The sequence below is a fragment of the Streptomyces smyrnaeus genome, from assembly GCF_017676345.1.
In the GTDB taxonomy this organism is placed as follows: Bacteria; Actinomycetota; Actinomycetes; order Streptomycetales; family Streptomycetaceae; genus Streptomyces; species Streptomyces smyrnaeus.
On record NZ_JAFFZM010000013.1, the window covers coordinates 108,402 to 120,994 of the forward strand.

12 protein-coding genes and 1 pseudogene are annotated in these 12,593 nt (G+C 70.0%); 7 read left to right on the forward strand and 6 right to left on the reverse strand.

All coding sequences use genetic code 11. The features are described from left to right. Positions 1–10 precede the first annotated feature (10 nt). Positions 11–298 carry a hypothetical protein gene (locus JW613_RS21490; protein WP_245226066.1) on the reverse strand — a complete coding sequence of 96 codons (288 nt, stop codon included), beginning with the start codon at positions 296–298 and terminating at the stop codon, positions 11–13. A gap of 599 nt (positions 299–897) precedes the next feature. Here JW613_RS21490 and JW613_RS36445 point away from each other — a divergent pair. The 5 genes from JW613_RS36445 (at position 898) to JW613_RS21515 (ending at position 6,924) form a co-directional block, all read left to right on the forward strand. Further along, positions 898–1,551, forward strand: a complete 654-nt coding sequence (locus JW613_RS36445; protein ID WP_280635206.1) for a thioesterase domain-containing protein — start codon at positions 898–900, stop codon at positions 1,549–1,551. Between the two features lie 126 nt (positions 1,552–1,677). Further along, on the forward strand, positions 1,678–1,764 hold the full coding sequence (locus tag JW613_RS36845) for an MbtH family NRPS accessory protein (protein ID WP_504739760.1): 87 nt from the start codon (positions 1,678–1,680) through the stop codon (positions 1,762–1,764). Positions 1,765–2,201: 437 nt separating this feature from the next. Then, on the forward strand, positions 2,202–2,363 hold the full coding sequence (locus tag JW613_RS21505) for a class II lantibiotic LanA (protein ID WP_099886165.1): 162 nt from the start codon (positions 2,202–2,204) through the stop codon (positions 2,361–2,363). A 134-nt stretch (positions 2,364–2,497) separates the two neighbouring features. Further along, entirely contained in the window at positions 2,498–5,614 is a 3,117-nt protein-coding gene (locus JW613_RS21510; RefSeq protein ID WP_245226067.1) for a lantibiotic dehydratase, read from the forward strand. Continuing rightward, positions 5,611–6,924, forward strand: coding sequence for a lanthionine synthetase C family protein (locus tag JW613_RS21515; RefSeq protein ID WP_209212485.1), 1,314 nt, complete (start codon positions 5,611–5,613; stop codon positions 6,922–6,924). The genes JW613_RS21510 and JW613_RS21515 overlap by 4 nt, the downstream gene beginning before the upstream one ends. A gap of 75 nt (positions 6,925–6,999) precedes the next feature. Here JW613_RS21515 and JW613_RS37035 read toward each other — a convergent pair. The 5 genes and pseudogenes from JW613_RS37035 to JW613_RS21535 all read right to left on the reverse strand — a co-directional run. Continuing rightward, positions 7,000–7,124: pseudogene (locus JW613_RS37035) on the reverse strand (alpha/beta hydrolase); the annotation flags it as partial. A gap of 71 nt (positions 7,125–7,195) precedes the next feature. Continuing rightward, on the reverse strand, positions 7,196–8,290 hold the full coding sequence (locus tag JW613_RS21520) for a hypothetical protein (RefSeq protein WP_209212486.1): 1,095 nt from the start codon (positions 8,288–8,290) through the stop codon (positions 7,196–7,198). After that, on the reverse strand, positions 8,287–8,532 hold the full coding sequence (locus JW613_RS21525; RefSeq protein ID WP_209212487.1) for a hypothetical protein: 246 nt from the start codon (positions 8,530–8,532) through the stop codon (positions 8,287–8,289). Before JW613_RS21525 ends, JW613_RS21520 begins: the two co-directional genes overlap by 4 nt. 699 nt (positions 8,533–9,231) lie before the next feature. Further along, complete coding sequence (locus tag JW613_RS21530; RefSeq protein WP_245226068.1) at positions 9,232–10,092, reverse strand: hypothetical protein; 861 nt, start codon at positions 10,090–10,092, stop codon at positions 9,232–9,234. A gap of 363 nt (positions 10,093–10,455) precedes the next feature. After that, positions 10,456–10,923: a winged helix-turn-helix transcriptional regulator gene (locus JW613_RS21535; protein ID WP_307865983.1), complete on the reverse strand. Its 468-nt coding sequence runs from the start codon at positions 10,921–10,923 to the stop codon at positions 10,456–10,458. Here JW613_RS21535 and JW613_RS21540 point away from each other — a divergent pair. Both JW613_RS21540 and JW613_RS21545 read left to right on the forward strand, forming a co-directional pair. Then, positions 10,834–11,397, forward strand: coding sequence for a carboxymuconolactone decarboxylase family protein (locus JW613_RS21540; RefSeq protein WP_209212489.1), 564 nt, complete (start codon positions 10,834–10,836; stop codon positions 11,395–11,397). The genes JW613_RS21535 and JW613_RS21540 overlap by 90 nt on opposite strands. A gap of 38 nt (positions 11,398–11,435) precedes the next feature. Next, a complete protein-coding gene (locus tag JW613_RS21545; protein ID WP_209212490.1) occupies positions 11,436–11,729 on the forward strand; it encodes a DUF1330 domain-containing protein in 294 nt (97 codons plus the stop codon). Positions 11,730–12,593 lie beyond the last annotated feature (864 nt).

Sequence of the window (12,593 nt, forward strand, 5' to 3'; positions counted from 1 at the left end):
AGCGTGCAGCTCAGGGCTGTGCCTCGGGAGTGCTGAAGCGGACCTGCCCGCTGTCGGCGAACAGCTCCAGGCGTGAGCAGTCGGCGCACTGGACGCCGGTCGCCGACGCGTTCGCCCAGTCCAGATTCAGGAAACTCATGCCCGCGGTGTTGAGCTGCACTTCCCGATCCCAGAACAGCGTGCCTCGGCACAGCGGGCAGTGCAGTTGACGTGGGCCGACCCACACCAGCCACGGCCCACGGTAGCGACGCGCTCGGCCTGCCACTCTGACCACCCCGTTCTCGTTCTCGATCGCCATGTGTCGGTTCTGTCTGTTGCTTTGTGAAACCCTCCGGGCGTACCTGCCGTCGAGCGGCGAAGTACGGCGGCGGGCAGGGCCGAGGGGCATCGGAACGAGCCGCATCGTCGTTCGGGCCGGGGGTCCCAGCGGAAGCGTCGGACCGCGACCGTCGCTCCGAGGACGCCCCAGATCACCAGTACCAAAAGGTGCCGCCAGGCGAAGCAGCCGTCCGGGACGGCTGCCTGCAGCAGGGCTTGGACGAACGGCCGTACCGGCGGCACGCCGGTGACATTCTCCATGATCTCGTTGTGGACGGGCATGTACGTACCGGACATGAACACGAGCGGGAAGAGGACGAAGCGCACGACTGCGGGTCCGGCTTCTGCGTTTGCGGCAGAAGGTGAGCTGCTCGTAGTGGAACTGGTGCAGTAGGACAGACGGGTCACTTCGGGAAGCGCGCTCGATGACGCTGCTGCTCAGGGTGCGTTCCCTCTCGTGACCGGCTCTGGCGTGTCCCGGTCGGTCAGGTCGAGGAAGGTCTCCCCCAGGCTCGGGGCCGGCACGAAGCGCTCTATGACGTCCTGCTGCCGCTGCGCAGCCGGGGCAGCCGTCTCCCGTTGTTCGGCGAAGAGGAGCCGGTGGCGCAAAGCCTCGCCGAGATGGCCGACGACTACATCGAGCAGATCCGCCAGGTCCGGCCTTCCGGTCCCTACCACCTGATCGGCTGGTCGCCCGGTGGCCTGGTGGCCACGCCGCCGCTGTCCGCCTCCGCGAACAGGGCGAGGAGGTCGGCCTGGTGGACCTCCTCGGCCCGGCACCGCCCGGCGCCCAGGCGCCCGAGGAGGGCGAACTGGAGGAGAGCCCCTTCCTCCTGGTCCTCCTGGGGCCCGCCGACTATGACACCGGCGCACTACGCGCCGAGGGCGTACCCACCAAAGCGGAGGCCGCGGAGTTTCTGCGCCGCGGCGACAGCGCCCTGGCTGATCTGGGGGAGCACCGCCGTCTACCGCAGCAACAGCCGACTGGCGAGCGGTCTCGAACGCCGCTCCTTCGACGGGGACATCACCTTGTTCGCGGCGACCGAGAACGGCACACCACCCCCGCCTACGGCTGCCCACTGGCACCCCTACGTGACGGCTACCGTGACCGTCCACCCGATCGCGTGCGCACATCAGCACATGACGCGCCCGGGCCCGCTGTCGGAGATCGGCCGCGCCCCGAAAGACCTTCTCGAGCAATGGGCCCCTCCCTTGCCAACCCATGCCGCCTGAGCGAAGGAGACGATCAGCGATCACCAACCCGTTCGAGGACGAAGACGCCCGCTATCTGGTGGTCGTGTACGACGAGAACAGCACTCCTTGTGGCCCGCCTGGGCCGACGTACCGGCCGGCAGGGCCGTGGCCCAACCCGAGTCCGACCGCGCCATCTGCCTCGCCCACATCGAGCGCCACTGGACGGACATGCGCCCGGCGCAGCCTGGCTGAGCGCAGCGGCGGCTGAGTGCGGGGGCGGTTCGGCGATGCACCGCGGTTGGCGGCCGCATCGGACGAATGCCTCCTCGGCGGTTCGGTACCGGGGCTCACGCTCCGGTTGCGGCCGTGTCGTCGATGACCGTCACCGGGACAGGGGGCACCGTCGGCGCGCTTCCGAGCCTTGGGCGATCATGGCGCGAATTCACCGTTGGTCAGAGACGCGCGAGGCACATGTGTCACGCCAGCACGCCCGGTCATCACACAAGGAGTGGAGCCGTGCGAAGTGCTTCCCTTCCCTGTGTGAGCGAACACCAATTCCGGTCAACTTGCCGCCGCACAGGCGGTGTTCGGCATCGGCCATGCATATGCTCCGGTCTGGTTCGAACAGGACCACCGCATTTCGCCGACGTCCAGCCGACATCGGCGAGCCACTGAACGGGAGGAGTCTCATGAGCACCAACCTTCTGCTGGAAGACACCACCACCGACCTCGCCGAGCTGGATCTCGACATCCAGATCTCGGAGACCGAAGGTGAGGGCCCCGCGTTCGCGTCCGGTGGCTACACCTCGCCCAGCACGTACGGGTCGCCCTGCAACCTCTGCTGCTGGTAAGCGTCCCATCGCGCCCGCGCGGGGCCGGGGTCGACACCCCCGCCCCGCGCGGGTCGCGCCAGTTCCCGGGATCGAGGGGGCCAGAACACGTGCGGGATGATCACTACACACCGCAGGACTGCCTGTTCGTACGCATGACGGCGATTTCCCGGACCGGCCCGGGTGGCCGTGCCCTCGGCGATTCGGCTGCGCAGGTGCGCGAAGCCGCCGCCGACCCGCTGTTCCGCGAGGCGTTGCAGGTCGCCAGCGGCAGTCTCGCCGACTGCCTCGACCGGCTCGACTCGGGGGCCGGCCTCGGGGCCAAGGGGCTGCGCCGTACGGCGCTCGCCCTCTCCCGGTACGCATTGCGGGCCGAGACCAGACCGACGCCCTTCGGACTCTTCGCCGGTGTCGCACCCGCCCGGGCGGCGGACACCACTCGGGTGAGAGTGTCCGGACCGGGCCGGAAGAAGGTACGGCTGGACGCCGCCTGGCTGACCCGGCGCGTCACCGAATGGCTCGAACTGCCCGAGGTCCGGTGCGGCGTCGATGTCGTACTGAGCGACCTGAGCCGAACACGGGGCGGGCGGCTGATCGTCCCGCGCAACGGCAGCGAGGCCTCCGTGCGCAACACGGCCCTGGTGGCCTGGGTGCGCGAGCGGACGGCGCAGCCGGTCGGCTACTCCGTGCTCATGGAACAAGCGTCGGCTTCCTTCCCCAGCCTCACCCGCGGCCAGGTGGACGCCGCGCTGTTCGAACTTGTGCGGCACGGCTTCCTGCTGACCTCCATCACCCCACAGGCCCTGGACGACGCACTGTACGACCGCATCGCGGCGGCAATCGCCCCGGTGCCGGAGGCTGCGGCTCAACTCGACGACGTACGCGCGGCGTTGGACGCCTACGCCACGACGAAGCCCGGCGAGGGCCACGCGGAGTGGCGCAGGCTGATGCGGCTGACCGACCCGGAAGGCACCGCTGCCAGACCGCCCATCCACGTCGACCTGCGCATGGACGCCGACCTGCGGATCTCGCGGGTGGTGACCGATGAGGCCGCCCGCTATGCCTCCGCCATGTGGGAGCTGTCCGGGGCCTGGCAGACCCACGCCCACATGCGTACGTACCTGGACCGGTTCCTGGAGGCGTACGGCACCGGCGGTGTGGTCCCGATGGGGCAACTCGTCGACCGGCACCGGGGCATCGGTTTCCCGCCCGGCTACGGCGAGCGCCCCGACGGAGAGCCCACGGCCCCCCAGGAACCTGAGCAGCTGCCCAAGGAACGCCGTCTCCTCACCCACGACCTGGTGCAGGAGGCACTGCTGAGCGGTGACGACGAGGTCAGGCTCACCCCCGGCCTCGTCGACCGGCTGGCCGCCGGCCGGACGGGCGAAGCGGCGGTCCCCGCGCCCAAGTCGCTGGAGCTGTGCTTCCATCTGCTGGCCGAGAGCGAACAGGCCGTCGACCGGGGTGACTTCCGGCTCCTGTCCCCGGCCTACCCGGGTTCCTGGGTGGCCGGGGCGACCGTCGGACGATTCGCCGAACTCGTCGGGATGGAAGGCGAACTGGCGTCGCTCCTTGAAGGCCTCGGCGATGCGGAGACAGTGCCGGCACAGGTGGTGTACCGGCCGCACACGGTGCGCGGGCTCAACATGGCCCAGGTTCCGCGCCTGTTGCCGCACTCGATACCGGTGGGCGTGTACGCCGACCGCGACGCGCCCGGCACACTGGACTGGCGCCGACTCCTCGTCACGCCGGGGCCTTTGGGACTGCGGCTCATTCTGCCGGACGACGGACGCGAGGTCCTGCCCGTCGTGCCGCACATGCTGGCCCTCGACCGGGAGGCGCCGCCGGTCGCCCGGCTGCTGGTGGAACTCGTCGCCGGCAGAGCCAGGACGTGGACGGGCTGGAACTGGTGCGGGCTGGAGGGGCTGCCCTACCTCCCCCGTATCACGTACGGCCGCGTCACGATCTTCCCCCGGCGCTGGCTGCCCGACCGGCACCTGCGCGCGGCGGCGGACGGCACATCCGGGTGGGAGGAGGCGGTCGAGGCCTGGCGGGAGCGCTACCGCGTACCGGACGAGGTGAACCTCGCCAGGTGGGACCGAATGTACCGGGTGGACCTCACCGACCCCTGGCGCCGGGAGGTGTTCCGCCAGGAAGTCCGCGGCGGCGGCTCCCTGGTGATCATGGAGGATCTCACGGACGGCGGACGCGGACTGGGCTGGTCCGGCGGACACAGCACCGAAGTCGTCATTCCGCTCGCCCGGTCCGCCACCACACAGGTTCAGTACGAAGAAACCGCGCAAGGCCGGCACCAAGAAGCCGCACAAGGCCGGCGCCAAGAGGCCGCACAAGACCGGCAACGAGAATCCGCCCGCAGGCCGCGCCGCCCGGTGACCGCGCCCCGGCCCACGGACCACACCGCTGCGCACCTGCCGGGTGAGGAATGGCTCTACGCCAAGTTCTACGCGACCCAGGACACGCACGACGAGTTGCTGCACGCCCTGCCCACGCTCGTGCGCGAGGTCGGAGACGACCTGCACAGCTGGCACTACATCCGGTACCGCGACCCCGAGCCCCACATCCGTCTCCGCCTGCACGGCGAGGCCGAAACCCTGCGGACCACGACGCTGCCCCGGCTCGCGGCGGTGAGCCGGCACTGGCAGGAGACAGGGCTGATCCGGGGCATGGTCCTGGACACCTACCGGCCCGAAACCGACCGCTACGGCGGGCCCGACGCCCTCGCCCACGCGGAGCGCATGTTCTGCGTGGACAGCCAGTCGGCACTGGCCCAGCTCGGAATGCGGGCGCGGGGCGCTCTGGCCGTGCCGGCGCCCGTGCTCGCCGCTGTCAACCACGCGCTGCTGCTGGAATCGCTCGGCGACTGGGACTGGTCGGCCTGGATCAGCCGCGCTCTGCCCAAGGGGCCCGCCCACGCGGCCTACCGGAAGTACCAGCAGCAGGCCACAGCGCTGATCGTGCCCGGGCGTACCGCACAGAGCGCGGCCCCCGTATTGGGCACCCCCCTCGCGGCCCTGTGGAGCACCACACCCGAGACCGGGAAGTACGGTGCGCTGCTGCTGTCCGACGGAGGACGGGCGCCCGGTACCGAACAGCACGCCGAAGCCGTCATGGCGCTGCTGCACATGCAGCACAACCGTCTGCTCGGCATCGACAGGACCGGCGAGGACACCGGCTACGCCGTGCTGCGCGGTGTCGCCCGTGACCACCAGGGTCGCCTGGCCCACGCCAGGGACGGGAAGGAGACCGGATGACCGCCCCGCGTCACGCGGACCAGGCCCGGGACGTCGCCCGGCAGGTCTTCGACCGGCTCGCCGATCCGGACGCCACCGCTGCCGACACCCGCATTCCGGGCGACGCCTCGCACATCAGCCTGCGCGAGCCCCTCTGGCAGGACCTGGCCCTCTCCAGCGGCCATCCGGGAGTGTCCCTGGCGTTCACCGGCCGCGGCACCCCTGGGCCCGAAGACGCCGCCCGAGCGCACGCCTACCTCGTGCGGGCGATGCGGGCCACGGCCGCCACCGCCCACGCCCCGGGCGGCATCTACACCGGCGCGGGCGCCGTGGCCTTCGCCGTCCTCGTCGCCCACCGCGCCACCGGTGGCTACCGCTCCGCCCTCGGCCGGCTCGACGAGCATCAGCGCCGCCTGGTCCACCGTGCGCTTCCCGAGGTCCGTGACACCCCGACGACGACCAACGGTGAGTTCGAGGTGGTCCGCGGCATGAGCGGCGTCGGCCGCTACCTGCTGGCGCGCCGGGAGCAGTGCGAGGAGGAGCTGCGGCTCGTCCTCACGTATCTGACGCGCATGGCGCACGGCGAGATCACCCACCGGGGCCATCAGGTGCCCCGCTGGTGGACGTGGGCAGCGCCCAAGCTGGGGCAGGAGGTCGAGATGCCCGACGGGCATCTGAACCTCGGGCTCTCGCACGGGGTGGCGGGGCCGCTCGCCCTGCTCTCGCTGGCCTGGCAGCAGGGCGCGGTCGTCGACGGGCAGCGCGAGGCCATCGAGCGACTGGTCCGCCTCCTCCAGCAGTGGACGTACGAGAGCGAGGGCGGACTGCTGTGGCCCCCGCACCTGACCCTCGAACGCTGGGTGGCCGGTCCGGACATCCCCCCGCCGCGCCAGCGACCGTCCTGGTGCTACGGCGCCCCGGGGATCTCCCGCGCGGTACAGCTCGCGGGGCTCGCACTCGGCCGTGCCGAGTGGCTCGAACTGGCCCACCGCTCCCTGCTGCCGCTGCTGGCCACCGATCCGGACAGTTGGAGCATCGACAACTCCAACCTGTGCCACGGGTGGGGCGGGATGATGCACCTGCTCGCCGTCCTGAACGAGCCCATCGGCGACAAGCGTCTGTCCGACCTCGTCGACGGCATGGCGGCCCGAACCCTCGCCGAGTTCCGTCCCGAATACCGCTTCGGGTTCCGAGCCACCCTCACGAGCGCCCCGCAGGGCACCGATGTCCCCGCGTTCCTGGAAGGCGCCGCGGGCACGGCCCTGGCCCTCGACGCCTACGCGGACGGCCGCACCACGACCGACTGGGACATGGCCCTGCTGCTGGCCTGAGGGCCGCCCCCCTCCCGCAGGGGACGCCGTGCGCCCTCCTGCCAGACGGATATCCGGTCGGTGCCGGTGCCCCGCTCGCGGGGGATCCTCAAGGATGCGCGGGTGTCCGAGACCGGGCAGCAACTCGCCCTTCGCGCCCGGAACGGCGCGGCGATCGGCCGCGGATGAGGATGCCACCCGCGGTCGTCCTCGCCGACCAGCCCATGCACCGACGCAACGGCGGGCGGCTCGGCCGCCACGCCATGTACCGGAGTCCGTTGTGGCGGGGGGCCTACGGCGCGCTTCGGGGCGTGGGGCTGAGTCCGGGGCTCGGTTGGGGGACGGCAGGTGGGATGGGCTGGGGAGGGGTGGGCTCTGTCTTCCAGGGGCGCAGCGGCACGGCGGCGTTGAGGAATTCCTGGTTGCGCATCGCCCATTGCGGCATCGAGTTGCCGGGAACGAGTTTCTCCCCCAACCGGCCTTCCCTGGCTCTCTCGTCCAGATCCGCTTCCCACTGTGCCAGGTCGCGTCCCTGATACAGCTGGGTGAGCATCGGCACGTCGTAGCGGATGTTGTAGTGCCCTTTCCCCCTGTCCTCAGTGACCTTGGAAAACGCCCCCATGATTCCGGCGATGTACTGGATCGATCCCTCATCGCTGGTGAGCAGCGACTCCCGTTCCCGAACGGTTCTGCGTGGGAGATATCCCCGTTCCTCGACCTGGTTGACGAGGGGCGCGCCGACATGCACCTTGCCAGGCCCGAAGGACGCCTTCTTCACGATGCTGCCGATCCCCGAGCCGGCGATCTGGTTGGCGGGGATACCCTTCACATTCTCCATCGCCTCCCACGCGATCGCGGCGGCGATCGCCTGCGGGGAGATGTTCCACTTCCGAGCTTCCGCGATGATGGATTCCCGGTGCGCGGCCATCCAGCTCAGCACCGCGTCTTCCTCCGGGGAGAACGGTGTGCCGTCGGAGCGCTTCCGGCCCGCACGGGGCAGCAGATTGGCGTCCCACAGCTCAATGGACAGCTTCGCCGGATCGGTGGGAGGCGGGTGGCCCGGTTGCGGCGTGGGGACGGCGGTTTCGGGCAGCTCCCAGTAGATGCTCCCAGGAGTGCAGAGCTTGGCACCGCTGCGCTGCCGTTGCATCGCATGGACCCGGCTCTGGCGCGTTTGCAGCTCCGTGGCCTGGCTGCGGACCCGCTGTGCGAGCGTGCGCAGCCGCATCGCGGGAGAGGTGTCGACATTCAGCCTTTGCAGCTCCCACCACAGGTCCCCGGCGAGCTGTTCGAGCACGAACGCGGCCCGCCCATGCCTGCTCACCAGATGGTCGAAGGCCGGCTGCTGGACGCCGGAGAAGTTGGGATTGCCCACCGGGTAACTCATGACGTCCTCGGCATGGACTGGAGCTTCGCGTTGGCTTCCCGTACCGCTTCTGCCAGTTGGGCCTGCAGCTCGCCCACATCGGCACGTACGGCCTCATGGAAGCCTCGGGCAACCGGCCCGACCCAGGCGTCGTCGTCCATGGACTGGCTGGACGCGTCCAGTGCGTGCCAGCACTCGTCCGACAGGCGCTGAATGCGCGCCACTGCGCGCTGTGCCTCGCGATAGGCGTGGTCATCGGTCATCTGTGCCCCCTCCCTGTTCCTCAGCCTATGAACGGCCTGACCTGGCGTCGTCCAGTGCTGGTTTGAAGTGGGGCAAACTTTGGCGGTATACGGGCCACCGGTCCGGTCCCAAGGAGGCGATGGCCCCGGCTGCCATGGCCGGTCTCCCGGATGACGTGCGCAGCCCAGGTGGCCGAGCGCCTGCCAGTCCTGATGGCTGCCGCACGCCGCGAGGGGGGCCGGAGCATCCGGGAATCGGAGCTGGCATCAAATAAGTGCCGCGCCCGCACGGCACGCTGTCGGCCTGGGGTCGTCGTACTGCTGCCCAGCAGCTTCGGCTTGGGCCCACTGGACATCGCCACCCTGCTCGCCACCAAGCAGCAGGAGACCGTTGCCCGGTTGAACAACAGCGCCGCTCGCACCCCGGCGACGGCCCTGGCCCTGGACACCCCCCACGACACGTTCTTCTACGGTGCCTGTGTGCCTAGGAACCTGTCGCGCCGTCGCGGCCGTCCGGGGCGGAGCCCGGGAACGCGATCGTTGGCATGGTGAGCAGACGCGGCCAATTCCGGCACCCATCCGCCAGCGAGTTGGCGAGAGACGGGGCGCGGGCCATCCGGCCCCGTTCGAGGTGCCGGAACTGGTGCGCTTCCGAGCGGGGTGGATCGAGCGGAACCGTGGACCGGCGGACAGCAGCGCCACTGCCGAGAGCGACAGCCGTCATGTGCTCGGGTCGCGTCCGGGAGCCTCCTTGGAATCCGGCTTCTTCAGTGCCTTCAGCGCCGCGCGGGTGTCTTCCTTGAGCCAGCCGATGACGGTGGACTTGGACGGGGGTTTCTTCTCCTTGCCCAGGCCGGCGCCCCACCAACTCCAGCTCATCTCGTACGTCATCCACCCCGCGCGCACCTCCAGCATGACCCGGTCGCCGCCCTTCGCCTCGACCAGGTACGCCTCGTCACCGAAACCTGAGACGGGGGAGACCTGGTAGGCACTGCTGCCGGCTCCCTGGTCCTTCCACGTCCGCTGCTGGGAGGCGAACTCTCCTGCGGGGTCGGCCTTCTTGTGCCACGTCACGGTGGTGGTCACCGATGTTGTCACGGGCGTCGTCGACTTCTCGCCGCGCTTGAGCAGCGTGCGGTGGCAGGAACTGACATCGAGCCCCTTCTGCCGTGAGGAGTAGCCGTCGGGGTCGTCCAGGGTGGGCGATTGGATCTCGTACTTCCGCTCGAACGCCGCCAGCTCGGCCGTCTCACACATGTCGTGGTGGAAACGGTAGCCCTTGTAGACGGGGGTGGCCGAGGCGGGCGCGGCCGCGTCGGCAGCGGCCGAGTCGGTGGCACCTTTGTCCAGCGCGCCGGTGGCCATCAGCGTCGCGGCCCAGGTGACCGAGGCGACCATCACACCGCCCAGTGCCCACAGCCAGCGCGGACCCCCGCCGCGCCCCGGCCCTCCCGGCGGGCCGGGCTGGCCAGGCGGCGGAGTCTGAGGCTGCGCGTACGGGTTGACCTGGTACGCGGGCATCGCGGCGGAGGTGGGCCGCTGTGAGTGCGGCTGCTGCGGCTGGGCCCCCGGTATCGCCATGTGGGCACAGTACCCGCTGACTTACGGTCAGGCCGCGTCGGCCCTGGGTAACCGGGTGAAGGCCTGTCATCGCCGCGTCTGCCGGGGGAGCCTGGCTCGGCACTGCTGCGATAGGTGGGGAGCACTGGCAAGACGCCGATGAACAGCGCTGCTGCGCCCAGCCACACCGCATGACGGGAGCGATGCCGACGAGCCTCGCTCTCGCCCGCCGACGCTCGTCCGAGACCAACCCGTAAGAGCTCGCGCAAATAGGCGGTGTGGGGAGCCTGGGCAGCAGGGCGGGGACGGTCCCGACGCACATGGAGACGCGACACTCTGTGACCGACCACTGGAGAGACTGTGCCCGTCCCGCCGTCACGGCCGTCAGTCCGCCGCCTTGGGCCGCCAACCGGAGGCCCAATCATCGAGCGGGGCGAGAGATTCTTGAAGGGTCCTGCCCTGTTCAGTGAGCAGGTACCCCTCGCCGGTGTTCTCGACGAGGTCGGCCTGTCCAAGCTCACGAAGCCTGTCTGCCAGGACGCTTGATGAGACGCCGCCGCATCGTTGCTGGAGCTGGCGGAAGGTCGGAGATGAGCCGTCCCGTAGCTCCCATAGGACCCGCAGCGCCCAGCGTCGACCCAAGAGGTCCAGGAGCGCCATGATCGGGCGCCCCGTGTGCGAGCCGCGAACTCGGCGGCCTGGGAGCGGCGTTGGTCGTGTCATCTGCTTTCCTTTCCAAAGCGCCAATGCTAACGTCCCGCTATGCCTCTGAAATCGAAGCAGCCGCGCATCGAACCGCTCTCGCCGCCCTATGGCGAGGGTGCCAGCGAGGCCCTTGAGCTCCTGGGGCATTCACCCATCCAGCTGTTCCGGGTGTGGGCCCGGCGGCCCGAGCTCGCCCGCTCCATCGCGGGCTGGGGAAGCCACTACCTCTCTCGGCGCTCCGCTCTCACTCTGCGCCAGCGCGAGCTGGTCATCGACCGGACCACCGCGCTGTGTGGCGCCGACTACGAGTGGGCCGTGCACGTCGCGGGCTTCGCCGAGAAGGCGGGACTCGACGCGGCGCAGCTCGCGTCCCTCGCGGATGGAAGGCCGACGGACGACTGCTGGCACACCACCGATCGTGCCGTGCTCGAAGCGGTCGACGAGCTCCATGCGACCTTTGACCTGTCCGACGACACCTGGGCGAACCTGGTCGCTGTCGCCGATGAAGATGCCGCACTCGAACTGGTCCTGGTCTGCGGTTGGTACCACGCCATTTCGTTCGCCGTCAGGGTGCTCCGTCTGCCCCTTGAGCCCGGCACCGAGCCGATCTCCGCACACTGATCATGGTCAGATGCACTCATCCCCACACTGGAGGTTCCATGCCCAAGGGCTACTGGGTCAGCGTCTACCGCACCATTTCAGACCCTGAGAAGCTGGCTGCTTACAACAAGCTGGCCCGCCAGGCCGTCCAGCCCTGGGGCGGCCGGACCTTCGTCCGTGGCGGTCGGGTCGTGGCGTATGACGCCGGAATCGCCGAGCGCACCGTCCTGGTCGAGTTCGACAGCTTCGAGCAGGCCGTCGCGGCGCGCGAGAGTGCTGCCTACCAGGAGGCGCTGGTCGCCCTCTCCGACGGCGTCGAGCGCGACTTCCGCATCGTCGAAGGCATCGACTGACGGAGATGCAGTCGGATCTTCACTGAAGTGCTCGCGCCCGGTGACCGCACCCCGCACATATCCGGCCGTTGGCCAGCGTTGCGGTACAGCTTTTCGGACGGGCTGGAAACAGGATCTCGAGGAAGGGAATTCATGCGTGCCATGCGCTTCGGGAGGTTCGGTGGCCCCGGGGCCCTGGAGGAGGCCGATGTACCGGATCCGTTGGCGGGGCCGGGCGAGAGTGTGGTCCAGGTGGAGGCCGCGGGTGTCAATTTCGGCGACATCAAGCAGATCGCGGGCGAGTTCACCGACGGTCCGTACGCCCCCCCAAGGCCCACTGCCCCGTACTCCCGGCATGGAAGTCGTCGGCAGGACCGCAGCCGGCCAACGAGTCCTCGGCTACGTCCCGCAGGCCGGTTACGTCGCCAAGACGGTTGTCGCCGACCGCCACCTGGCCGCGTTGCCGCCGGGGGGCGGGCGAAGCGCTGGCACTTCCCCTGCAGGGCTGACGGCGTGGCATCTGCTTCGGTCGGTCGCGCGTATCAGACCCGGTGAGAGCGTGTGGTCCATGCCGCCGCGGGCGGGACCGGCAGTCTCCTGGTCCAGCTGGCCCGGGAGTTCGGGGCAGGACTTGGCGCTCTCGCGCTCGCAGTGGCCCGCCAGGAAGTGATGCATGGGACGCGGCGTATGCCGAGCCGGGGTGGCGCAGTCCGAGCAGCACCCGCGCCCCTGTCCTCCAGGTAGAGATACCCCCGACGACGTTCAGCACGGTCTCCCGCAGCCCTGCGGCCCTGCGGCCCTGCGGCGCTGCGGCCGGCGCCTGGCTGACGGAGACGTGGCTGGAGCCGTCGGTGGAGGAGATCAGAGAATGCGTGGGCTGCACGT